Origin of the sequence: Peptostreptococcus canis (assembly GCF_014229965.1) — a bacterium.
Taxonomy (GTDB): Bacteria; Bacillota; Clostridia; order Peptostreptococcales; family Peptostreptococcaceae; genus Peptostreptococcus; species Peptostreptococcus canis.
This window is the reverse complement of the sequence record NZ_JABGBW010000003.1, coordinates 65,923-91,744: the sequence shown is the minus strand read 5'-3', so window position 1 is coordinate 91,744 and position 25,822 is coordinate 65,923. Positions and strand designations below refer to the sequence as shown.

Sequence of the window (25,822 nt, the reverse complement as noted above, 5' to 3'; positions counted from 1 at the left end):
TATATTGGGGGATAATATGAGTAAAATAGATACATTGAAAATAAAAGAAATTATAAATAAATATCCATTTGTTGAATCTTATTTTGAGGAGAATAAACTGGATATAAAAGGATTTGAAAATTTTACATTTATGCAATATTTAGAACATTTTGAGGAAAGTGAAATAGAAGATCTGGCATTAGATTTAAACAAGTTAGAGATTGATTTAATAGAATATATTGAGCAAATGAAATCTTTTTTAGGTATAGAAGAAAGTAACAATGTAAAAAAGCTTTCGATTTTAGCCGGTACTAATAAGTTTGGAGAAAGAGAAAACTATAAAAGACTGGACATAGAAAAATCGGAAATGATAGCAATAGTGGGTCCTACAGGATCAGGAAAATCCAGGCTATTGGCTGATATTGAATGGGCAGCACAAAATGATACACCAACAAAAAGAAGTATATTAATAAACGATGAAGTACCCGATAAAAAATGGAGATATTCATCTAATAATAAACTGGTGGCACAGTTATCTCAAAATATGAATTTTGTGATGGATCTTTCTGTAAAAGAATTTTTACAACTTCATGCAAAAAGTAGAATGGTAGAAAATATTGAAGAAATAGTCGAAAAGATTATAATTGAAGCCAATAAGCTGGCCGGTGAAAAATTTAATATGGACACTCAAATTACAGCTTTGAGTGGTGGTCAGTCAAGGGCTTTAATGATTGCTGATACCGCAATATTATCATCTTCTCCGATAGTATTAATAGATGAAATAGAAAATGCCGGAATTGATAGAAAAAAAGCTCTCGAGTTATTAGTTTCATCAGACAAGATTGTTTTAATGGCGACACATGATCCGATGCTCGCATTACTTGCGGACAGGAGAATAGTTATAAATAATGGAGGTATTGCAAAAATTATCAATACATCTGTTGAAGAAAAGAAAAAGTTGAAAGAATTGGAGGAAATAGATAGAAAGATTCAGGAGTTGAGAAAATCTCTTAGATATGGGAAAAATATTAGCTAAATTATTAAATGGTGTATATATAAAATTTGAAGGGAAAATATTTTTGATAAGTTATGGGAACTATTAAAAATATTTTTCTCTATTTTTTATGTATAAAAAAATTATTAATTAGAAAATAGAGCTAGTTTTATTAAATGAAATATATTATATTACAAATAATATTAAAAACTATTTATTTTTATTAATAAAAATGCTATAATTTTACTAGAATATAATAAAAATGCTTTTAGTTCTAATAAAATGAATTTTATATTGAATAATTATTAAGAGTAAAGGGGTTCTTTAATCTATAATTTATTAAATTTTATAAAAATTTATATAAACTCATGAAAGGAACAAACTATGAAAAAAATAAACTCAAAGTTGTCATTTTTTTTGGCAATTTTTATATTTTTGGGATCTTTTGCTGCTTTAACTCAGCAGATTTATGCAAATAAAGATGTAAAAATCTTTAAATCATTATTGAGTAAGCAAAACAAGTTTAGTAACTCTATTAATAATGAAAAGAAAGATATTTTGAAAAAAGATATAAAATCAGATTACAGTTTAGATTCGAAATTTGCATCTATTAGCCTCAAAAATAAAGAAAAAAGAAATTTATCCACGGAAACTTTTGCAGATAGAGAAAAATATTCTTGTGAAATAACACTTGATCCACTGGCAAATGGAAAGAAAGAATATTTTTGTAATGAAGAAATATTATTATATTCGAATTTATCTTTAAGTGGTGGTTCAACCACTTTAGAAAAAGGTGGATATATGCTTATTACTTTGCCGTGTAAAATATTTAAAAGACCCAAAGAGAAAGATATTTCAAAAGGATTTGATAAGCTTATAAGCGTTGGAATAACGGGAGATGAAGATTTTTATTATATAAAACTTAAACTAGATACAATACTAGCAGGTAATAGTGGAGCATTGCCATTTAAGGTAAGGTTTAAAGAAAATTCTTTGAAAAACATGGATAAACATAATATTTCAATAGGACTCTATAATACAGAAGGAAAAGTGTTAGATAAAAATAATTTTGAACTTATATCACGTGCTTTAGTGCCTGGAATTATTGACTGGACATTGAGACCGGTGGTATTGAAAAAAGAACCTATAGGTGGAATTATTCAAGAACAAATAGAACAATTTGAAGTGAGGCAGGAAATTATAACTGATTCAAATAAAATAGATATTAGAAGGGGAAAAATGGTTGTCACAATGCCTCTAGGTCTAGTGCCTACGGATTCAAATTGGGTTAAAATAGGAGAAAATAAATATGAAAAGATTTTCGATAATATAAATACACCACCATTTGTAAGTGCAAATATTGGTGGACTTAAATATTCTAAAGATTTAACATTCGAAGTAGTTTATACAAAATATATAGAAAAATTAGATGGTAGTGGATGGGAAGAAATTAATACTGCCAAGTTTAAAAATAATGTAAAATTACCACCAAAACCAGTAGATCCAACAGAATCAAAAGCTGAGGTTTATATTGACTATGAATATATTCCGCGATTATTAGATAAAAATCTAAATGTAATTCGTGAAGGAAATAGACTTTCCCTTCCTTTCACAAAAGAAGATATTGGATCTTTATATGTTGCAGAAAGTTATAAGCCTGAAAGATATGTAATACTTAAAAGGAAAGACGAAAAGGATCCTATAAAATTTGTTATAAAAGAAATTTGGTATAATGTTCCTAAATCTTTATATCCAAAGAGTATACGTTTGATTAATGCCACTTCAACTCCTATGCCATCTGATATACGTGTTGTTGGTGAAGTAGGAAATGAGATAGATGAGTTGACGAACAATTGTATGGTTATTAATGCTGATGATATGCATACGGGGAAAAAATCTGCGAAATGGCAAGATATACCAGAAAAACCATATACTGCCCTTAGAATAACATTTCCAGGAGAAGGAGTTATTTTTGAAGGAAAGGAAAATTTTGAAAAATTTATAAATGGTTTTGCGTTTGAAAGATTGAGTAAAATAGGTTCGGAGGTTTATGAGGATTTTCAAAAAAAGATTGAAAAAGGCGACTCTCCAAGAGAGAGTTACTATCCTAGAAAAGGTCTTCGTTGTGAAGCCAATACAGAAGTAACTTATTCTCAAAGAAAGAATGAAATAGTTACAACAGTTCCTTCTGGAAATCAAGCTTTTCCTAATATAACATTTGATGCTAATTATTTAAAAATAAAAAAAGGAATACTTTCTGTTAAAAGAAAAAATTCTGGAGATTCTGATTGGGGTTCAAATGGTGCAAATAATTTTTATGCAGGTAATGAGATTGGACTTTCAAGTGATTTTTATTTAGAAAGAGTAGGGGATGTGGAAAATGTTGAAACTAGAAATCTGACCCTTAATTACTTGGTACCTATAGGTATCGAGCCTCTAAGAGAACAAAAAGATTTTTCGGAAATAAAAATTAAACCTTCAAATTTAAAAGGATATCAATTGATAATAGCTAAACCTAGAAAAATTACGTATCCTGAATTAACTAAATACAGTAATTTTGTGAGTAATTCCTATACTATTGGATTTGAGGTAAAACCCTGGTGTGAACAAGGAATTCATAAATGCTATCATGCTGTTTTAATAGATAATAATACACCCGTTTATAATAAGGGTAGAACTAGAGGATATATAATGGAGGGAAAAGCTGAGAAGCCCTTTATTGGAATTCATAAAAATGGCGAAAATCATCCAATCGATTCTTCAGCATTAACTCAGTTTGAATCTAAGGAAATATCGATATCTCCACCACAACAACTTATTGGATTGACAAAAGTAAAGTTATCAGAAGAAAATGATGACTCATACGGTCATTCTACGGGAAGGAAAATTACAAAAAGTACTAGAGAAGCGAGTGTGGATTTTCGTCAGGAATTTAAAAATGATTCATTATCAGATATTAGTAAGATGACTTTTTTAAATATTCTTCCTAGAAAAGGTGATCTCGCACCTTCACCAAATAAAGATGGTAAATATAGTCCAAGAGGATCTTCTTTTGAGTTACCTCTTATAAAACCTGTATCTAATGACTTGTTTGATTTATATTATTCTACAGAATTACCGGGTAAAACCATTGAGGAAAACATGATAAAAACGTTTGTTAAAAAACCTAATGACTATTCAAAAGTTACTATGATTAAAGGGGTTTTAAAACCTAATGCTATTATTGAAAAAGGAAAGAAAGCGTATGTAGTTACCAGACATAAACTACAAGCAGAAAAATTGAATCCTAAAGAATATGCTGCAAATTCCATGGCATTTATTATATCAGACAGATTGGAAGAACAAGGATTGGTGGAAGGATATGAAGCAAGAGTTAATGTTTTTTCTCCAATTCGTGACGTTAAAATTAAAAAGATAGATGAAAATACATCAGAACCTTTACAAGATGTTGGATTTACTTTATACAAAAAAGGAGAAGACAAACCATTTTTGGGGGAATTATTCACTGATAAAAATGGGATAATTAATTTTCCGAATTTAGAGGTAGATCAGACCTACGTTTTAAAGGAAAGTACTGTTCTTAGAGAATATATGAAATTGAAAGACATTGAATTTACAGTAAAAGAATACAAAGTGATTATTGACAATGAAGAAAGAGATTTCATTTTAATAAAAAATAGAAAAAAAATTATGCCTCAGACAGGTGGTATGGGTACTATAAGTTTTGTAACTTTAGGGATTGTAATCATGGCAGGTTCAGTATGTTATAAAAAAAGAAAAACTGGAGAAATTAAAGAATTTAAGACTTGCAGACACACATAATCGATATTTAAAGCTGATAAAATTGTAAACTTCTTATAGTAAATTTGAAAAAAAGAGTGGTTTAGTTTAATATACAAGGATGCTAAAAGTATATGAGATGACAGTTGACATATAAATATTAAATAGAATTAATCAAGATTTGACTATGTAGATGAGAACATCTAAATTTATTTTACTAAAAAGATTAAGACATCTGTAAGTAATTTTTCTGTCAATATGAAGATTTAAAGTGGTGATATAAATAAAATTTATTTTGAAACAATATATTACTTACATAGTTTTAGATTATTATAAAATATTGAAAATAAAAATATAATATAGATTTAGAAAAATTCAATTACGAAAAAAAAGGAGTAAAAATATTAAAAATTGGGTATTTATAAAATATTCTAAAAAATTTCTATATAATTAAAACAGTATTTTTATATATAGAAATTTTATATATAGAAATTTTATATATAATTAAAATAATAGGAGGAAAAAATGAAAAAAAAATCTAAAAAAATAGTATCGATTTCTCTTGCATTGATGTTGTCTATTTCATATTCATCAACAATTTTATATGCAGAGAACAATGTTTTTGACACTGAAGTTGTTGAAAGTACGGTGAATTTAGAAATGTTTTCAGAGGAAAACAAATATAATGGTACTGTTGAATTTATGAATCAGTGGACAGGAGAATCATCAAAAAGAGTTAATACAACTAGAAATTTTACAGTAGCAACTGATAAACTAGGAAACCCTGAGTCAAATCCGGGGTTATTTAGAGGGGCCGCAAAAATATTTTTAGGTTGGTCAGATAAAGAGCCTGTAAATAATGGTGAACTTGCTGATGGTGCTAGATTATTTTCAACAGAGGATACGATAGCGACAGTGTTTCCTAATGGTATACCAGAAAATGCTAAATTATATGGGGTATATTTTAGTTTAAATGATCCGGAAAAACCTATTCCAGGTGACAATTTTGGTTTAGGATTTGCTTTGTTGAGTGGTATAAATAAGATAAAAATCAATAATAACAAGATAGCTATAAATCCTGATATGGAAGGAAATGATATACTTCCAGACACAAAGACAGTTGAATTAAAAAAGGAAGCAAATGAAGATATAACTATTTTGGATGAATATTCTAAAAAGGATGATGTCGATCATATAAACGAAGTGGTATTAAAAGCACAGTTTGAGATGGATAATACTACTGCTATGCTAGTTTATAAAAATCCTTGGGTTGGTTATGCTGGTCATGTGCTGACATCCGGTTATAATGCTAATAAAAAGGATGGAGGAAATTTCAAAACTAGTGATAGAGATGCCGGTTATACGTATGTAGATTTAGAGGTAAATTTAGATCCCCAGTTTACTGTTCCAGAAAAATTATATTTAGAATTTAAAGGTTATTCTTGGAGACCTTTATATGTGTTTGGAGAAAATAAAATTCTTTTAAATGTATTAAATCCTGCGGATGATACAAATTTAGGAAATAATAAGGATAGTTTTAATACTCTTATAAACAATGTAAATCCAAAGGTGAAGTTTGGTGTAGAAACAAAAGGAAATCATAAGCTAACTATTAGAACCATTATTAGACATGATGACGAAAATGGAGTCAAAGAAAGAATTGAAGAGAGTAGCATAACTCCTGAGCCAAATGGAACTATAGCAGAAAAAATACTTGAAAATATGACTCTTAGAACTCTTACAACAAAAGAAATAAAAGCAATTGCACCGGCTAAATCAAAAGTAGATATAAATAAGAGCGTTATTAGAATTGATGATTCTGTTGCCAAGACTTTAGCAGATACAGATGGTGTTAACAAAATACCAGTTATAGGTATTATTAGAGGTATGGCAGTTGCCGATGCTGGTAAAGTAAGTTTTCTTACGCTTAAAAAAACAAATAAAATTGACGAAGTTTCATCAAATACTTTATCAATTGGATATAAGCTAAAAAAAGTTAGTCCTGGAGGTGGAGGATCAGATACTCCTAAACCAAAGCCAGAGATACCTGATAGAATAGATGGTAAAGATAGAGTAGAAACAGCTGTAGAAGTAAGTAAAGAATTATATCCAAATGGAGCAAAAGCAGTAATCCTTGCAAATAAAGATAAGTTTTCAGATGTATTAACTGCAGTGCCATTTTCAGTACAGATAAATGCACCGATATTATACACAAACATTGTTGACTTACCGGAAATAACATCAAAAGAAATACAAAGATTAGGACCAACTCATGTTTATATAAATGGTGGAACATCATCAGTATCAAAAGAAATAGAAGAAAATTTAAAGAAAAAGGGATATGTGTTGCATAGATTTAATGGTGTTGATAGATATGATACAGCGAGATTGATAGCTGATAGAATAAGAAGTGCAGGGAATAAAAATGTAGTGGAAATAGCTTCAGGAGAAGTATTTCCAGATGCATTATCAATGTCAATGCTTGCAGTAAAACACAATGCACCAATATTACTATCAAAGAAGAATGATTTAACAAATATAACTAGAAGAACTTTAGATGCTTGGGATATAGAAACAATTTATATAGCAGGCGGAAAGAGTACAATTTCTGGAAAGATTGAAAATGAATTAAGATCAGGTTTCAAGTTAGATATAAATAAAAAAGTTATTGGAAATGGAACTTTTGGAAAATATGATGGTAAATTCAGCGGAGCTAAAAATGGAACGAGATATGGTGGAGTAAATAGATATGAAACATCTGCTATAATAGCAAAAGCTGCAATACCAGATGCTACACTAGGTATAGTCACAAGTGGGGAAATATTTGCCGATGCATTAATAGCGGGACCATATGCAGGAAAACATAAAGCACCAATACTATTAACGCATAAAAATTCAGTACCAAAAAGTGTAGAGAACTATATTAAGTTAGCAAAAATAACTAAATTTAAAGCAATAGGTGGAATAAGCACTTTAAGTGAATATGTATTGACATACTTATCTGGGATTAAAAAATAATTTTTTGTATGTATTAGCGCATTATAAAATGAATAAATTGTTTTAAAATATTAATAGAAAATTTCTTGAATTATAATTAAGTAGATAAGATATTTGTAAACAAAAATAAATAACCACTGGCTTATGTATATTTCTTGTTTAGATGTAAAAATCTAAGTTTTGAGAAAATAATACATAGACCGGTGGATTTTTTATTTGTAGAAAGTAAAAAACAGAAAATTACAAAAATTTATATATTTATTGAAAACTTATTAAAACCAGTTCAATTTTGAAGTATAATATAGTTAACATACTTATTTTTTATTAGTATAAGTTTTGATTAAACTTTTTAGTTAGCAAGTAATATATTGTCTAATGCATAATAGGAAGAAATTAAATTATACTGATTTTTGGAAGGATTTTATTGATGATATTAATGAATGTTAAATATTGCAAAAAAAGCCGGAATTTCAAAAGATTAGGATAATTCTTGATGGAGGTGTTGGATTTCAAAAAAACTTATGAACAAAATTTAATGGTGCTCAATAGGACATATGAGCTTTGTAAATATGATTTGCCGGTTAGAATAGCCACTTCTAAAAAATCCGTGATAGGTTTAATCATAATAAGCCCATTGATAAAAGGGTGGCTGGACATTAGCATCAACGGCAATGGAGTAATGAAGTGAGCTTCTTTTGTAAGAGTTCACTATGTAGAACCAAATTGTGATTTGATAAAGATGGTAAAATCTATAGTCAACGAGAGTAAATGGAGTTTATAGGAGAAGTCTAGAGGAGGGAGAAATTATGGATAAGATAAAATTAGAAAGTATTGAATTTTACGCATATCATGGAGTATTTGAGAGTGAAAAAAAACAAGGACAAGTATTTAGTGTGGATTGTGAAATGGAAGTTGATACATCAAGTTGTGGCGATAATATATACAAGACCGTAAATTATGGTGATGTTGCTCTTGATATTAGAAATTTTTCAATAAGTAATAAATATGATTTGTTGGAAACAATGGTAAATGATTTGGCAAAATTTCTTTTACTAAAATACGATTTGGTAAAATCAATAGAGCTGATTGTCCATAAACCAAATGCTCCTATTCCTGTGAGATTTTCCGATGTGAGTGTGAGAATAAAAAGGGAAAGAAGTATCTGCTATTTGGCTATATGTTCTAATTTGGGAGACAGAGAAGCAAATTTAGATCTACTATCTAAAGAAATAAAAAAAGATTCATATATTAAAGAAATGAAAAAATCGACATATATTGAAACGAAACCATATGGAATATTAGAACAATCGGATTTTCTAAATGCTGTTGTAAAAATAGAAACAATATATACACCTTATGAGCTTCTAAAATTTTGCAAAAAAGTCGAGAAGAAGTCTGGAAGAAAAACTACAAGGAAATTGGGAGAAAGAACTCTTGATGTAGATATTTTAATATTTGGTGACAAAATTATTTTTGAAGAAGATTTAAAAATACCCCACCCGGAAATGCATATAAGAGAAAATGTTTTAAAGTCTTTAGAAGAAATCGAGCCATATTTGGTTCATCCTATAAAAAAACTAAATATTTTAGAAATGATAGATTTGATCAAAGATAATGATTAATTTTTTATTATGTTTGTGTTAGGAGGGGGCCGCAATTATTGAGAAATATATTGAAAAAAGCGTGTTGAGGCAGATAAAATTAGTAGAATATATTTATGAGTTAAAGTTTTTATCAGTCAATGAATTAGCCAAAAGATTGGAAATTACTATAGCAACTTTAAGTGAAGACTACAATGTGATTTGCAAAATTCTTGATGAATATATATTTTATTCAAGTTTAAGTGATGGAATGTTGACTGTTTTATTTAAACATGGATGTGACAGATATGATTTAATTAGAACACTATATAATGAATCAGATTTTTTAAAGGTATGTAAAAACTATATATTGGGGATAACAAGTTGTGCAATTATTTCTGATAAATATCATTTTTCATATAGTAAAACGTTTAAAATAAGAAAAAAAGTCGAAGATTTCTTTATACTATCGAAGATTATGGACGATAATAAAAACTTCATAGATAATGAGATAAACCATAGAATGGTGAAAATTGCTGTTTTTGTGAGATTAGGGATTCCAGAGGAGATATATAAATCTGAGTATTATCCGGAAGTAGAAAAACTGGCAAGAATATTAAAGGATAGAGTTTGCCCAAGACTTGATAAAGGTGATGAAAATTTTCTAAAGCTTACAATTTCCGTTATGTTTGAATCAGTTAATAGGGGAGTCGATTTATATTATAACCAATATGATTTGTTTAAAGACGGATATATTTATAAAGATATAGAAAGAACTGTAAAAGAATTGGGCTATAACAGCTTTTTTAATAAATATGAAATAGCTTTTTTATCCATGATTTGTATAGCATTGCCATTGAACCTGGATAGCTATGATGCGGTCTACTTTCATTATACGTATATGAGAAAGAAAATATTAGAGTCTTTTCCGGAAGTGTCGAAAATCGAAAAACTAATACTAGATGAATTTAATGTGGATTTAGATATTATTAATGATATACTTTTTAAAAGACCCTTTTTAAAATTTTTTTATCTATGGAAAATGAATATATCAGCATTTATTTTAGAAAGACATTTTTATTTGAATACCGAACAGATTAAAATTGTGGGAAAATTAAAAAACATATTAGAAAGGTGTTCTAATGAACTTGAGGAAGAAGTATTTGATGTTCCTGAAAATATAATAGATATGTTAGGAATACAGATTCTTTTCAATGTTTTGTTTTCAAAGGAAAAAAAACAAATATTAATAGTGGCGGAAAACGAAGCAAATCATATAATTTATAGAGAAACTCTGAAAAAATTAATTAATCCTAATATTAATAGTATTAATAGTACTTTGTATTATAACATAGATGATATACCACCATATATAGATTGGAAGCCATATGTGATTTTATGTGATAGGGGATTAATACCTAATGAGAATAATTGTAGATATTCGGAAATATTTCCGGTTTCATACTATTCGTTATATGAAGATATTTCTAGGTTTTTAAATTATTTACATAGAAGTCATTATGGAATAGTAGAATAATTATTTTGTGGAGGTATTATGGATTTTAACATATTTAGAAATACAAGAATTTTTAGTGGAATAAACGAAGTTGAACTAAAAGAGATGTTTGATTGGTTAGGATATACTGATAAAAAATACTTAAAAGGAGAAACAATTCTACATGCTGGTGAACAGATAAATTCAATGGGTATAATAATAAAAGGTAGTGTTAATATAGAAAATAATGATGTATGGGGAAATAAAAGTATATTTGATAATGTGACAAAAGGTCATGTATTTGGGGAAGTGTATGCTTGTACAATAAATGAAGTATTAATGGTTGATGTAGTTGCAGCCGAGGATACTGAAATAGTATTTTTGAATTTATCAAGATTATTTGATAACTATACATATAACTATACTTTTCAAGATAAATTACTTGCAAATTTACTTAAAGTAATGTCTGGTAAAAATCTTAATCTTAGTAGAAAAATTGCTCATACATCATCAAAAGGGATTAGAGGAAGAATTGTTTCGTATCTTTCTTATATGTCAATAAAACATGGTAATAATAAATTTGAGATACCTTTTGATAGACAACAACTAGCTGATTATTTATGCGTGGATAGAAGTGCCCTTTCAAATGAGTTGAGCAAGATGAAAAAAGAAGGTTTACTAAATTATAAGAAGAATAAATTTGAAATAATAAGTGAATATGAATTTGATTTCTATTAGATTTTGTTAAATATAGAACAGATGTGTCTATTCTAATAGATTTGTCTGTACAGGTATTAAAAAAGTATTTAAAATATGATATAATTAAAAGTAGTGATTTTTAATTATATCATATTTTTTATGCGATTAATTTTAAATAAACTTTATATTTGTAACTCAAGGAGGTAAATCATGAGAAGGTTATCATCTGTTATATTGAGTATTGGTGTGATTTTATCGTTGAATGTTAATATTTCTGCGTTAGATAGTCAAAATTTAGATAAATTAGAAAAAGAAGAGAGTATTTTACAGTATTCAGAGGAAAATATAAAGGTGGATGATTTTTTGAATAATGGGAAATTGGATTCTATTGAAGTAAAACCAAACACCGTAAAATTTGAGGAAAATAGAAATGATAAAGATAGTGATGGCACGCAAAAAAAGGCTGATGTAAACACAGAGGAAAATCAAAAAATAAAGAATATTAATGTAAAGAGGATTTATGGTAGAAATAGATATCTTACATCTGTTGAAATAAGCAAAATGTATTTTAGTCAGTCAGAAATAGTTGTTGTGGCAAGCGGACAGGGATATATAGATGCCTTAGTGGGTGGTTCTTTAGTATCTCAGTTAAAGGTGCCATTATTACTGGTTAAAAATGACAAGATACATTCATATGTGAAGGATGAAATAAAAAGATTAAATGCAAAGAAAGTTATTTTAATAGGTGGTGAAAAGACAATTTCTTCAAAAGTAGTTAAGGAAATAACTTCTATTGGTCCTAAAGTTGATAGAATAAGTGGAGCAAATAGATATCGTACTGCAGAAAAGATTGCTTTTTCGAGATACCATTATCATACGGAATTAAATAATATTAATCTGCCTATAGGTGAAAATTATGTAGGTATAGATTCTAAAGATTATCCGGATGCTCTTATAGCGGCATCAATTGTAGGTCAAATCAGTGGAAATTATCTTTCCTACATGATTCCAAATGCTAAAAATAATTCGCTATCAAAGGATTATTGGATAGTGTTCGGTGGTGAACAATCCATACCATATGGAAAGTATGAGAAATATAGAATTAAGGGTGGCAATAGGTATGAAACATCTGTTGAAGGAGCAAGGAAGTTTGAATTATTAACAGGAAAGAAATTGAAGACTGTTATACTTGCTGATGGAAGAAAATATCCGGATGCTTTAGCTGCTTCTACAATTGCCGGTAAAGAGGGAGCAACTGTACTATTAACTAGAAATGATAGATTACATAAGTCAGTAATAGAATTTTTAAAAGAAGGAAATATAGAGAATGTGATAATTGTTGGAGGTTATGATTCAGTTGGTTTAAAAATTCAAGAAGAAATAACAGGACTTAAATTTTAATATTATAACTATATATTTATTGTATTTAGGAGGGGTGTTATATTCTAAAAATAACAATATTTATAGTACTATATTAAAAACAATTTTCTTAAGTTATTAAAATAAAATAAAATTTTTATAAAGTTTTGCTTTGTTTTTCCTTTTTGCAAGATAAATGTGTTAGCATATTTTAGTAAAGGCATAATATTTATATTTTGTTATTAATAATATATCTTTTGCGATTAAAAAAAATCTGTTAGGGTATTATGAAAAAGGAGAATAAAATGGAAAACTGTATTAAATTTAAAGAAGATAAAAAATACCTGTTTATATTAAGTGTAGCTATTTTTGCTCATACATTTTTATTTAGTATATTAAGTTGTTTTTCTAGTCTTTTTAATATAAAGATGGATGAGGGATTTTTGACATTAAGTATAGCGTTATTATCTTTACTACCTTATTTTCTTATATATGGAACTAGAAGTATAGGGAATGAAATAAAAACGGATAGAATTAAATTTAGTATAAAAGAGATAGTAATTATTTTTGCAGTAATTATTGTTTTAAATCAGTTAGCATCAATCTTGATATATGAACTAGAACCATTGTTGAACTTCATCGGGCTAACGGGATTAGACGATCCTTCAATGGAGATGTCTAATACTGCAGGAGATTTCATTTATTCAATTATTGGTGCGCCTGTTATTGAAGAAATAGCATATAGAGGAGTAATAATGAGAAAGCTGGAAAAATACGGTGCATATTTTGCTATAGCCACATCTTCTTTACTATTTGGACTCATGCATATGAATTTGTCACAATCATTTGTAACTTTTTTTATGGGATTTGTACTTGGATATTCAGCATATAAATATTCCTTGAAATTTAGCATTATTATTCATATGTTAAATAATCTTTCTGTTGAATTGACATCATATGTTTCAAAAAGTAATGAATGGCTTTCAAATTTTTTAGATTACTTTATATTTATCTCATCTTTTACAATTTTTTTATTTATTTTGGTAAAAAATCGTAAGGAGATATTTTTAAAAGTAAAAAAGCTTTTTGTACAATTAAAGGAGTCTAGAGTAGAAATAAAATCGGGTAAAAGAGTAAATCACTCATTATTATTTTTCACTAGAATAGGTGTGATAATTGTATTGATTTTTGATATAATCGCCATTGTTATATAATCTATAATACATGGTTTATATAATTCTAAATAATTGCACACAAGATAAATTTATTATATATTTTACTACACAAAGAGAATATGGCATATGCCATATTCTCTTTGTCTTTATATCTAAAATTTTATTCAATATTGAGTTTTCCTTTTAATAAGTAATAAGTAATTGAGTATGCAATTATGCCCATTACCAAAATAATTAAAGTTTGTGTAGTAAGCAAAGATTGAAAATGTTTTAATATTATACTCATTGATGAAGAAAAATTATTTGCTACCTCAGGATTATTTAAAGCATCCAATGTTTTGATAGACTTATCGGAAGGTGAGAATAGAAATCCTTGTAAAACAGATATCAATATATAAAGGATAACTCCAACCAATATTTTTTTATTTACAAAACTTTTCAGGTGAGCAACAGCAACACATAAATATATAATAAAAGTATTAGCAAAAGAAGATATTATTTCTAATAATATAAATAGCATTATTACTATTGTTAACTCATTAGAAAATTCTCTCCAGAATTGTTTTATCTGTAAAAACGCCTGTCCAGAGCTTTCAGCATCTACTATATTAAATAATGGTATGGTTATGAGTGCTATAGCTAAAATTAATACTATAAAAGATATTATATTCAATATCAGCATTGTAATTGCTTTGGAAAATATGATTTTATGAGTGCTAACTGGAAGAGTATTTGTTAAATAACCTTCATCTCCATAAAAACCAGTTGCAAACCTCTTAACAGTAATATATAAAAGCATAATTGTCAAAGTAATAATTACAGCCATAGTTGCAAATACCATTATTCCTGAAAAGATTCCAAAGGAACTGGATATTTCTTCACTTTTAAAAGAAAATGAAAGTGAGATTGCATTTATAGAAAATATTACAAGTAATGCGATATATATAGGTATAAAATACCTAATAGAGCTTTTTAATTCATATTTTATAAGTTTTCCTAACATTTGAATACCTCCCTAAATAGTGCATCTACAGATTTTCCTTCTTCGTTTCTTATATAATCCGTATTTTCATGTAAAACAATTTTTCCTTCATTTAGGAATGCTACTTCGTCACAAATTCCTTCTATATCGCTTATTAAATGCGTTACAATTAAAAGTGTAGAATCTTCAGGAAAGTTATTTATTATTGTTTTTATTATATAACTCCTAGCTGCCGGGTCAACTCCTCCAATTGGTTCATCAAGTATATAAAGTTTTGCGTGTCTTGACATTACAAGAATAAGTTGAACTTTCTCTTTTGAGCCTTTTGAAAGATTCTTTACTTTGTCATCCAGATTTAGGTTCAAGTCGGCCAGCAATTTAAATGCCTTTTCAATATCAAAATCATAGTACATTTCATCAAAAAATTCTACAATATCTCTAATTTTCATCCAATCATTTATATAGGTTCTTTCAGGTAAATAAGAAACTATTGCTTTGGTTTCTATTCCGGGTTCATATCCGTTTATTTTTATAGTTCCGGAGTCCGGCTTTAATAATCCGTTTATAGTTTTGATTAAAGTAGATTTTCCACTTGCATTTGGGCCTAAAAGTCCAACTATTTTGCCCGACTCAAGATCAAAATCCAAGCCATCAAGTACTTTTTTTCTTCCATAAGATTTATGTAAATCTCTTATTTCTAATAGCTTTTCCATTATTTATTCCCCTCCAATATTTTTTTAAGTGAAGAGTATATCTCTTCTTTTGTGTAACCTTCTTTATAAAGTTTTTCGAGCATGTTTCTTATTTCGTCATCAATATGCTTTTCTCTTATTGTCGATATTAATCTTACATCTTCAGTGACAAATTTTCCAACAGCTCTTTTAGATACTATCAGACCGCTACTTTCTAAATCAGCAAGAGATCTTTGAACTGTGTTAGGATTTACCTGATACAGATCGGCCAAGCCTCTGACTGAATCAAGTTTGTCTCCTGGAGAAAGTTCACCTGAGAGTATTTGGCTTTGCAATCTATCTATGAGCTGAATATAGATAGGTATATTATTATCAAAATCCTGCATAAACAACCTCCTTGTATTATTGTATTAATTAATTAATACAATAATACAATTGACACGGTAAATTGTCAATACTTTTTTGAAAAATTTATATAAAAATTCTATTTCGTTTTTGATTAGATTATAAAAGTCCATTTATTAATCCTTATGATATTTAAAACTGATTTTATTACACAATCAAAATTATAATCAAATAATAATAATTTACAATTAACTTATTTTTTGATATAATTTAAATATAAACAGGCGAATTATGTTTTTATAAGGAGATTGATTATGAGGTATTTTTACTTGGCAATAGGTTTTGTTGCTTTTGGACTGGGTATAGTAGGAGCATTTCTTCCTGTATTACCAACAGCTCCTTTCTTATTAGTAGCATCTTTTGGGTTTGCAAAAGGATCGGAAAAATTTGATAGATGGTTTAAATCTACAAAATTGTATAAAAATAACTTGGAATCTTTTGAAAAAAACAGATCAATGACGATGAAAACCAAGGTAAAAATATTGGCTTTTGCCACTATAATGTTGTCAATAGTATTCTTTAAGTATGAAATATTACCTATGAGAATTATGATAGCAGTGTTGCTTTTGCTAAAATATTATTATTTCTTGGGAGTTGTAAAGACAACGGAGCAATCGTAAGAACTAATTTTGTTTTTCAAGTAAGAAAATAGTTTAAATATTTAGGGTTAATAGGATTATGGAGTAGGGATTTTGAAACCCTACTTTTTTATTAAAAAAGTAATAAAGCAATATTTTAATAGAAAATAGTCTTATTTATATTCTTGTGATATAATAAGTTGAGAATTTTAAAAAATAATAAATGATATTATGATAGATAATTTTTATGACAAAGTTATTGAGATTAAAAAATAAGTAAAAAGAGGTATTTATGAGCAAAAAATATTTACATATCTTATCTTTTGACGGTCTTTCAAAAGTAGATATAGAAAAAATGAAGAAATTTCCTACATTTTCAAAATTTTATGAAAATGCTTCCGGATGTATAAATGTTAAAAGTGTATATCCAAGTCTAACATATTGTGCTCATGCAAGTATAAGTACAGGGGTATATCCAAATAATCATGGTATTATAAATAATACAAAGATGCAAATGAATAGGGTAAGTCCTGATTGGCATTGGTATGAGAAAGATATAAAAGTTCCAACTTTTCAGGAAGTTGCTAACAAAGCCGGTTATTCAATACTATCGATACTTTGGCCGGTGACTGCAGGCTCAAAAAATATTAAATATAATATGCCGGAAGTAATGGCTAATAGAAAATGGCAAAATCAGATAATGGTTTCGCTTATAAGTGGAAGTCCGCTTTTTCAAATAGAGATGAACTCGAAATTTGGAAAATTGAGGAATGGTATTAGTGAACCCGAATTAGATAATTTTTCTCATGCTTCATTTTTATATTCAATAAGTAAATATAAGCCCGATATAAATATGGTTCATTATATTGATTTAGATTCTCAAAGGCACGATTACGGTTTTGATTCTAAAGAAGCAAATGATGCTTTAAAAAGGCTTGATGGAAGATTGGAAGATTTGATAAAAAAACTAAAAAAAGAAGGTATTTATGAAGACTCGGTGATAGTTGTCTTGGGTGATCATAGCAGTAGAGACATACATAGCAAAATATATTTAAATACATTATTTAATAAGGAAAAACTATTAAGTAAATGTGAAGATGGAACAATATCTTCATATAAAGTGGTTTGCAAATCTTCAGATGGTTCTGCATATATCTATGCAGATAATGAAGTTTCAGATGATAAAATTCTCGAAATAATAAACCCATTAGTAGAAAATAATATAATAGAAAAAATATATATTTCTCAAGAGGCTGGAGAATTTGGTGCAGATAGCAATTGTAGATTTATGTTGGAAGCGGCAGAGGGATATTTTTTTGCTAATCCTGTAAGAGAAAAAGTGATAATGACTTCTGAAGAGTCAACAAAATACAATGAAAAGTTATATAGAAATAATCATGGTTTTAGCCCATATACAAAGAAAGACTATGAAACAGTATTCTTAGTGTCAGGTAAAGGAATAAAAAAAGGTGTTTTTATTGATGATATGAATTTAGTTGATGAAGGTCCGACATTTGCGGCTATATTAGGATTGGATATGAAAAATGTAGACGGAAGAGTGTTGGAAGAATTATTGGAGGATTAAGGTGTTAAAAATAACTAAAAAAGAAAAAAGCTGGATATTATATGATTGGGCGAACTCTGCATTTGCGCTTACGATAATGTCTACAATTTTACCCATTTATTTTACAAATATGGTGGGAGAAGTCGGCTTATCTAAAGAATTAGCAACATCATATTGGGGATATACAAACTCCATTGCATCATTAATTGTTGCATGTCTGTCGCCACTTATGGGTGGTTTGGCAGATTATATGGGAATGAAGAAGAAATTTTTTACAGTATTTTCTATGTTAGGGGTTGTATTTACAGGGCTACTCGCATTTATACCATATGGTATGTGGATGCCTCTTATGATTACATATGTAATATCATTAATAGGTTTTTCTTTAAGTAATGTGTTTTATGATTCTTTTATTACGGATATTACTATTGAAAGTAAGATGGATGTAATTTCTTCCCTGGGATTTGCTTTTGGGTATATAGGTAGTACAATACCGTTTATTCTCTGTATGGGACTTATTATGGGGGTACAAAAAGGGGTAATACCATTAGGAATGGTATTTACAACAAAGATATCTTTCGTAATTACTGCAATATGGTGGTTTGTATTTACATTACCGATGTTAAAAAACGTAGAACAGGTTCACGGAAAGCCATATGTAAAATTCAAGCCTTCTGAAACTTTTAACAAATACAGGGAGAGTTTTAAGAGAGTAAAGAAAAACAAAAAAGCGGTAATATTTTTATGTGCATATTTTTTCTATATAGACGGAGTAGATACTATTATCAGAATGGCGGCTAGTTTTGGTACGACATTGGGAATAGATTCGACTACATTATTAGTTATATTATTAGTTACTCAATTTGTGGCTTTTCCATTTGCTATTATCTATGGAAAGCTTACGTCTATTTTCAGGGCAAAAATAATGCTGGTTGTCGGAATAATAATATATATGATAATTTGTGTATTTGCATTTTTTATGACTTCTGCAAGGGAATTTTGGATATTATCCATGTTGGTAGCAAGTTCTCAAGGAGGAATTCAGGCTTTAAGCAGATCGTATTTTGCGAAAATAATACCTAAAGAAAATTCAAATGAATATTTTGGTTTTTACAATATTTTTGGCAAATTTGCCGCAATAATGGGACCTGCTTTGGTAGGTATCATTACTCAATTGACAGGAAATGTAAAAAACGGAGTACTAAGCTTAATCATGCTGTTTGGAATAGGTTTGATATTATTGGTGAAAAATAGGTAAAAAATATAATAAAGTTTATAAAAAATATTTAAAATTTTTCTTATTTTGGAATGTTTGATTTTTATAGAATTGATTTATAGGATTGAAGTCAGGAAAAAATTCAATATAATAAGTTAGTTCAGTTAATTGTTTGAAAAACATTATTCATTGGGTATATTTATTACTAGATTAGGAGGTAGTAAAAAATGAATAATGTTTTTTCACTTAAAATAACAGATATAATTGATGAAGGTAGCAATAGAATGACTTATTTATTAGAAAAGCCGGATGATTTTAAATGGGATGAAGGAAGTCATATCTCTGTTGCTCTAGATGGATATAAAGTTAACGGTAAATTGGATAATAGGATGATTAGAAAATTTTCGATATTCACTATGGATTACGAGAAAAGGATAGGCATAACGACCAGACTTGATAGCAGTGAATCAGAATATAAAAAGAAAATGTCGAAATTTTGTATAGGTGATTTGTGTCATATAATTGAATATGGTTCAAGAATGAAACTTAGAAGGGAGAATCGACCGGTTGTATTGATATCTATGGGAGTAGGTATGGCAACTATGAGGCCATTAATAAAGTCTTTTTTAGATGATGAAAGCGGTATTCCTTATATTACAAATATAGTGGTCAATAAATCGAGTGACTATCTATATAAGGATGAATTGGAAGTTTTAGAAAATGATAAGTATAAAACTATTAATTTCAAAGGAAGAAAAGAATTAAAAAATGGTTTAAAAGAAATGGATTTTAATAATGCCATTTTTTATGTTGTTGGAAGTAAGGATTTTTTAAAAAGTACAATAGAAATACTTAAAACAAAAGGTGCTGATAATAAAAGTGTAATGATAGATAGAAATGAAGGAATTATAGATTTATACTTTGATGAAAATGACTATGAATCTATGAAAGTTAAAAATTATGGTATATCTAAAAAATTTGTTCCTCTTGTAATTCCAAATGGCTGTGCCTGCGGTGGAAATTGCACCTGTAAATAACCGATAAAAAAAGTAAAATGTCTTATAATAAATTATTTTTTAATACTATACTATTTATAGTCTATTAGTATAATATATAGTGTATCTGTGTAATATATTTGAAAAATCAGTTTATATAGGGCATTTTTTAATGATATTTAATCCATTTTCGTGTATAATGTAAACTTGAAAGATTATAATATGAATAATAGTGAGGTAGCGGAAATGGACAGAAAAAATGAAAATAAGTATGTTGCAATACAATTATTGGGGATAAGTTTTTTATCAAGTGCAGCAATATGGGTTAAATTATGCTCTGTACCGCCTATTAATCAAGGATTTTATAGAATGTTGATAACTTTGATATTACTTTTGCCATTTACATGGACCAGTTTGAAGAACGTAACAAAAAAACAGTTTATACTGGCATTTTTAGGTGGTTTAAGTTTGGGTGGAGATGTTTTATTTTGGAATTTATCACTAGGTTCTACATCTGTTGCAAATAGTGCTTTATTAATAAATCTTACAGTCTTTATAGTTTCTCCATTATCTTATTTTTTATTTAAAGAAAAGATAAAGAAAAAGTTCTTACTGGGAGCAGTGATAGCTTTTATCGGAGTTGTAATAGTTATATTGACATCTGCAAAAAGTAATGGACAATCTTCTATTATAGGTAACATGCTTGCTATACTGGCATCAGTATCATATTCCGGGTATGTGTTATTTATCTATAAAGTGAGGGATTCGCTTAATAACAATGCTGTTGTATTAATATGTACATTTGGCGCTATGGTATTTTTATTTCTTACAATGCTTCCAAGTGAAGGAATAGTCATTCCGAGTGGTTCTAAAGATATATTATTGATACTAATGTACGCAATATGTTCACAAATATTGGGGCAGGGATTGGTTTCAATGTGTCTGGGAAAACTAAATGCAACTTTAGTGACAGTAATATCTCTAATAGGAATTGGAATTTCATCCTTTTATGCATTCCTGTTTGTTGGAGAAACTTTGACATTAATAGAGATAATAGGTATGATAATTACAATTATAGGTGTATTTATAGCAAAGCAGGCATCTCAAAATTAACTTTATTTTTGACTACAGGCAGTATTTTTTATTTCTAAAATGTGTATTAACTGTACATATAACACTAAGTTTTGAAACAAATTATTTAATGGAGATGTGTTTTAAATTAATATAATTTGTGATATAATCAAATGTTGTATAGTGTAAGCATTGTATAACAGCATTTATTATGTATTTATAAATAAATAAAGGAGATGAAACGATGGGTCGTATACACAATATCGAAGCTAGAAAAGGAAAACAGGATGCAGCCAGAGCAAATGTATTTACAAAGCATGCAAGAGCTATTTCAGTTGCAGCAAAAGAAGGCGGAGGAGATCCAGAATACAATGCAGCATTAAAAGCTGCAATAGTCAAAGCTAAATCAGATAATATGCCTAATGATAATATCGATAGGGCTATTAAAAAAGGAATCGGTAGTGGCGAAGGTGAAAACTATGAATCAATAGTTTATGAAGGATATGGACCTGGTGGAGTAGCAGTTATTGTTGAAACTCTTACAGATAATAAGAATAGAACGGCGGGTAATGTCAGATATTATTTTGATAAAAACAATGGTAATTTAGGTACTCAAGGATGTGTATCTTTTATGTTTGATAGAAAAGGTCAGATATTTATTTCCAGTGATGATGCAGAAGAAGAACAGTTAATGGAAGATGCTCTAGATTTAGGAGCCGAAGATTTTATTCCGGATGACGGAGGGTTTGAAATAATAACGGCACCGGAGGATTATACTTCTGTAAGAGAAGGATTGGAAGAAAAGGGGTATAAGTTTATATTTGCAGATGTAAAACTTATCTCACAGACTATGACAGCCCTTGATGAAGATGGACAAATAAAATCAATGGAAAAATTATTGGATATGTTAGAGGCTGATGATGATGTGCAAAATGTTCATCACAACTGGGAATTACCGGAAGCTTAGTATTTTAGAAAGTGGTGTATTATGGAAAACTTGGGTGTGGAATTCAATGTAACCAAATCGAATTTAGAAGTATATAATATAGGAACTTTTGCATTCAATTATAGAGAGTTGGAAGAAAATGGAGAAAATATAATTGAAGTAGATGTATATAAGGCAAGTGGGCCTGTAATACTTTATATTAAAACTTATAAAGCTCCATATATTCCGGAAGCATCTCCGGTTGAAATGTGTGAAGCTCTTTATGAAGAGTTTTATATGCAAAAAGAAGAATAGAGATTTAAGAGCTTATACTATTAGTATGGGCTCTTTTGTAATAGAGGAGGATGATTTATATACATCTGATATTTTGTTTTTGATATTTATGAGCATAGAATAAAAAATGTTTTAATGAGGTTTGAAATATCTGAAAAGTGGTATTCTTATAGTAGAGTAGTTAAATCGGAAAAAGATGATTAGGAGGTAGATTATGAATATAGGAGATAAAGCGTTAGATTTTACTTTGGAAGATAAAGACGGCAATAAAATAAGTTTGTCCGATTTTAAAGGGAAGAAAGTTGTATTGTATTTTTATCCTAAGGATAATACATCCGGCTGTACAAAACAGGCTTGTAATTTCAGAGATAATTATCCTCATTTCATAGAAAAAGGTGCAGTGGTAATTGGCGTAAGTAAGGATAGTATAAAATCACATATTAACTTTGCAAGTAAGCACGAATTGCCTTTTATATTATTATCGGATCCTGAAACTGAAGTCATTCAAAAGTATGGGATATGGAAAGAGAAAAAGATGTACGGAAAATCATATATGGGTGTAGTAAGGACTACATTTTTAATTAATGAAGATGGAATAATAGTGGATATAATGGATGGAAAGAGATTAAAGACGTCTACAAATGCCGAAGATATATTGAAAAGTGATTTTCTGAAATAAGAATTTAATATAATATATGAAAACTGGGAGAAATGCATCTCCCTTTTTCTTTTTATGTCAATAAAAGTAGCAATGAAAAGTAATATGATATATGATAAAATAATAATTAAGGTTTTAAGTGTATTATACTAGATATAAATAATAAATTTGGAGTATTAAAACAATATGAAAGAAAAAATGGATATAAAAAATTTAAGTAATGATGATGTTAAATCAGATAGAATAAAACTGATTGATTTAAAACTGGAACAAGCTAAGGGAAATCTTTCAGAAGAAACGGCTTCAGAAATAATCGATAATTTTATTGAAGAAATAAATTATCATGCAGATTTATACTATAATAAAGATAATCCTGAAATAAGTGATATTGAATACGATAGATTGATGAACGCACTTATTCTATTAGAGAATATTTATCCCAATTTGAAAAGGGAAAATTCACCTTCAGTAAGAGTTGGAGGAGTGGCTCTGGAAAAGTTTGAACAATATACACATGAAAATCCTATGCTAAGTTTAAGTAACGTGTTTTCAGAAGGTGAAATAAGAGATTTTGATAGAAGAGTAAAACAGGGTTGTAGTGGTGAGGTACAGTATGTATTGGAGTTTAAAATAGACGGTCTTTCTGTGGGTCTAACATATGAAAATGGAAATTTGAAAATAGGGGCAACAAGAGGTGATGGATATATTGGAGAAAATGTTACCGAGAATATAAAAACCATTAGAACTGTTCCTATAAAAATAGCCGAAAATAGAAAATTAATTGTCAGAGGGGAAGTTTATATTTCCAAAGAAGATTTTGAAAATATAAATAAGTATCAGGAAGAACACGATCTGACTATTTATGCAAATCCTAGAAACTTAGCTGCCGGTTCCCTAAGACAATTAGATTCAAAACTCGCTGCTAGAAGACCTTTGGATATGTTTGTATTTAATCTTGAGAATATAGACGATTTAGATATCAAAAAGCATAGTGATTCATTTGAGTATTTGAATTCACTGGGATTTAGAGTGGGTGAACAATACAAGGTTTGTAATACTGTAGAAGAAATATTGGAATATATAGACTACTGGACTAAAAATAGAGAAAGTCTTGGTTTTGAAATTGATGGAATAGTAATTAAGGTCAATTCAATAGCTCAAAGAGAGGAATTGGGGTATACTGCAAAAAGTCCTAGATGGGCAACGGCATATAAATTTCCCGCTGAAAGAAAAAAGACAAAACTAGTGGATATACAGGTTGAAGTGGGAAGAACGGGCACTATTACACCTACCGCAATATTAGAGCCGGTCAGATTGGCAGGAACAACTGTAAGTAGGGCTACTCTTCACAATGAAGATTATATAAAAGACAGAGATATAAGAATTGGTGATACTGTATGGGTTCAAAAAGCAGGAGAAATTATACCACAAGTAATAGAAGCGAGTATTGAAGAAAGAACGGGAAATGAAAAAATATTTGAAATGCCAAATCATTGTCCGGTTTGTGGCGAAGAAACCGTAAGATTAGAAGGAGAAGCTGCTGTAAAATGCATTAATATTTCTTGTCCTGCCCAAATTAGGAGGGGAATAATACATTTTGTTTCCAGAGATGCTATGGATATTGATGGTATGGGTGAATCTATAATCACAATGCTATTGGAAAATGAAATTATTAAAGATATATCAGATTTATATTATATGAATCCTGAGGATATAATAAAATTGGATAGAATGGGAGAAAAGTCCGTATCTAATCTTATGAATTCTATTGAAAAATCTAAGAATAATGAACTTTGGAGATTGATAAACGGGTTGGGAATAAAATTTGTCGGTGTTAAGGGAGCCAAACTCCTTGAACAGAGATATTCGAATTTAGATGAAGTAATAAATGCCAACATAGATGAACTTAAGCAAATAGATGAATTTGGTGAAATTATGTCTGACAGTGTAGTTAAATTCTTTGATGAGGAAAAAAATATTGAGACAATTGAAAGGCTTAGAAAAGCAGGGCTTAATTTTAATTCAGACAAAGAAAAATATAGTGGGATTAACAAGATATTTGATTCTATGAAAATAGTACTGACAGGGACTTTGCCTACTTTAAAAAGAAATGATGCAAAAAAATTGATTGAGGCAAGAGGGGGAAAGGCTACTTCAAGCGTAAGTAAGTCCACGACTTTTGTTCTTGCAGGCGAAGAGGCAGGTTCTAAATTAGATAAGGCAATTTCTCTTGGAGTTAAGGTAATAGATGAAGAGAAATTTATGAAATTACTGGAATTGAAAAATAAAGAAGAGGTTCTGGAAAAATTATAAGGAGAATATAATGAGCATAAATGTAGAAGATAAAATCGACGTTAAAACAAAAATTGAAACAGAAAAAGAAA

Annotated in this window: 21 protein-coding genes; 18 read left to right on the top strand and 3 right to left on the bottom strand. The window is 28.7% G+C overall.

Translation table 11 applies throughout. The features are described from left to right. Positions 1-16: 16 nt before the first annotated feature. The 9 genes from HLB29_RS05795 to HLB29_RS05755 all read left to right on the top strand — a co-directional run bounded on the left by HLB29_RS05795 (position 17) and on the right by HLB29_RS05755 (position 14,097). On the top strand, positions 17-1,015 hold the full coding sequence (locus HLB29_RS05795; RefSeq protein ID WP_185624216.1) for an ATP-binding cassette domain-containing protein: 999 nt from the start codon (positions 17-19) through the stop codon (positions 1,013-1,015). Between the two features lie 342 nt (positions 1,016-1,357). Further along, positions 1,358-4,795, top strand: coding sequence for a prealbumin-like fold domain-containing protein (locus tag HLB29_RS05790; protein ID WP_185624215.1), 3,438 nt, complete (start codon positions 1,358-1,360; stop codon positions 4,793-4,795). Between the two features lie 483 nt (positions 4,796-5,278). After that, positions 5,279-7,771 (top strand): cell wall-binding repeat-containing protein, encoded by a 2,493-nt coding sequence (locus HLB29_RS05785; RefSeq protein ID WP_185624214.1) that lies wholly within the window; start codon positions 5,279-5,281, stop codon positions 7,769-7,771. 472 nt (positions 7,772-8,243) lie between these two features. Beyond that, complete coding sequence (locus HLB29_RS05780; RefSeq protein WP_185624213.1) at positions 8,244-8,438, top strand: hypothetical protein; 195 nt, start codon at positions 8,244-8,246, stop codon at positions 8,436-8,438. A gap of 118 nt (positions 8,439-8,556) precedes the next feature. Next, positions 8,557-9,372, top strand: coding sequence for a 2-amino-4-hydroxy-6-hydroxymethyldihydropteridine diphosphokinase (gene folK, locus HLB29_RS05775; RefSeq protein ID WP_185624212.1), 816 nt, complete (start codon positions 8,557-8,559; stop codon positions 9,370-9,372). Between the two features lie 61 nt (positions 9,373-9,433). Next, the gene (locus HLB29_RS05770; protein ID WP_185624211.1) at positions 9,434-10,867 is read left to right on the top strand and encodes a hypothetical protein; all 1,434 of its coding nucleotides are present in this window, start codon (positions 9,434-9,436) and stop codon (positions 10,865-10,867) included. Positions 10,868-10,885: 18 nt separating this feature from the next. Then, a complete protein-coding gene (locus HLB29_RS05765) occupies positions 10,886-11,563 on the top strand; it encodes a Crp/Fnr family transcriptional regulator (protein WP_185624210.1) in 678 nt (225 codons plus the stop codon). 171 nt (positions 11,564-11,734) lie between these two features. Beyond that, positions 11,735-12,925: a cell wall-binding repeat-containing protein gene (locus HLB29_RS05760; protein WP_185624209.1), complete on the top strand. Its 1,191-nt coding sequence runs from the start codon at positions 11,735-11,737 to the stop codon at positions 12,923-12,925. Between the two features lie 263 nt (positions 12,926-13,188). Continuing rightward, positions 13,189-14,097, top strand: a complete 909-nt coding sequence (locus HLB29_RS05755; RefSeq protein ID WP_185624208.1) for a CPBP family intramembrane glutamic endopeptidase — start codon at positions 13,189-13,191, stop codon at positions 14,095-14,097. Between the two features lie 121 nt (positions 14,098-14,218). Here HLB29_RS05755 and HLB29_RS05750 read toward each other — a convergent pair whose 3' ends face one another. Genes HLB29_RS05750 through HLB29_RS05740 form a run of 3 tightly spaced genes read right to left on the bottom strand, consistent with a single transcriptional unit; the run spans position 14,219 to position 16,118 of the window. Further along, the gene (locus HLB29_RS05750; protein WP_185624207.1) at positions 14,219-15,061 is read right to left on the bottom strand and encodes a hypothetical protein; all 843 of its coding nucleotides are present in this window, start codon (positions 15,059-15,061) and stop codon (positions 14,219-14,221) included. Continuing rightward, on the bottom strand, positions 15,055-15,753 hold the full coding sequence (locus HLB29_RS05745; RefSeq protein ID WP_185624206.1) for an ABC transporter ATP-binding protein: 699 nt from the start codon (positions 15,751-15,753) through the stop codon (positions 15,055-15,057). The genes HLB29_RS05750 and HLB29_RS05745 overlap by 7 nt, the downstream gene beginning before the upstream one ends. Then, positions 15,753-16,118 (bottom strand): GntR family transcriptional regulator, encoded by a 366-nt coding sequence (locus HLB29_RS05740; RefSeq protein ID WP_185624205.1) that lies wholly within the window; start codon positions 16,116-16,118, stop codon positions 15,753-15,755. Before HLB29_RS05740 ends, HLB29_RS05745 begins: the two co-directional genes overlap by 1 nt. A 273-nt stretch (positions 16,119-16,391) precedes the next feature. Here HLB29_RS05740 and HLB29_RS05735 point away from each other — a divergent pair, with 273 nt between their 5' ends. The 9 genes from HLB29_RS05735 to ligA all read left to right on the top strand — a co-directional run bounded on the left by HLB29_RS05735 (position 16,392) and on the right by ligA (position 25,751). Then, a complete protein-coding gene (locus HLB29_RS05735; protein ID WP_185624204.1) occupies positions 16,392-16,757 on the top strand; it encodes a YbaN family protein in 366 nt (121 codons plus the stop codon). Positions 16,758-17,007: 250 nt separating this feature from the next. Next, positions 17,008-18,300 (top strand): alkaline phosphatase family protein, encoded by a 1,293-nt coding sequence (locus HLB29_RS05730; RefSeq protein ID WP_185624203.1) that lies wholly within the window; start codon positions 17,008-17,010, stop codon positions 18,298-18,300. Between the two features lies 1 nt (position 18,301). Then, positions 18,302-19,537 carry an MFS transporter gene (locus HLB29_RS05725; RefSeq protein ID WP_185624202.1) on the top strand — a complete coding sequence of 412 codons (1,236 nt, stop codon included), beginning with the start codon at positions 18,302-18,304 and terminating at the stop codon, positions 19,535-19,537. 185 nt (positions 19,538-19,722) lie between these two features. After that, the gene (locus tag HLB29_RS05720) at positions 19,723-20,532 is read left to right on the top strand and encodes a ferredoxin reductase domain-containing protein (protein ID WP_185624201.1); all 810 of its coding nucleotides are present in this window, start codon (positions 19,723-19,725) and stop codon (positions 20,530-20,532) included. A 180-nt stretch (positions 20,533-20,712) separates the two neighbouring features. Then, complete coding sequence (locus HLB29_RS05715) at positions 20,713-21,603, top strand: DMT family transporter (RefSeq protein WP_185624200.1); 891 nt, start codon at positions 20,713-20,715, stop codon at positions 21,601-21,603. A gap of 202 nt (positions 21,604-21,805) precedes the next feature. Further along, the gene (locus tag HLB29_RS05710; protein ID WP_185624199.1) at positions 21,806-22,528 is read left to right on the top strand and encodes a YebC/PmpR family DNA-binding transcriptional regulator; all 723 of its coding nucleotides are present in this window, start codon (positions 21,806-21,808) and stop codon (positions 22,526-22,528) included. Positions 22,529-22,549: 21 nt separating this feature from the next. Then, the gene (locus HLB29_RS05705; protein ID WP_185624198.1) at positions 22,550-22,801 is read left to right on the top strand and encodes a hypothetical protein; all 252 of its coding nucleotides are present in this window, start codon (positions 22,550-22,552) and stop codon (positions 22,799-22,801) included. 190 nt (positions 22,802-22,991) lie between these two features. Then, positions 22,992-23,459: a thioredoxin-dependent thiol peroxidase gene (gene bcp / locus HLB29_RS05700; RefSeq protein WP_185624300.1), complete on the top strand. Its 468-nt coding sequence runs from the start codon at positions 22,992-22,994 to the stop codon at positions 23,457-23,459. Between the two features lie 165 nt (positions 23,460-23,624). Next, positions 23,625-25,751 (top strand): NAD-dependent DNA ligase LigA, encoded by a 2,127-nt coding sequence (gene ligA, locus HLB29_RS05695; RefSeq protein ID WP_185624197.1) that lies wholly within the window; start codon positions 23,625-23,627, stop codon positions 25,749-25,751. Positions 25,752-25,822 lie beyond the last annotated feature (71 nt).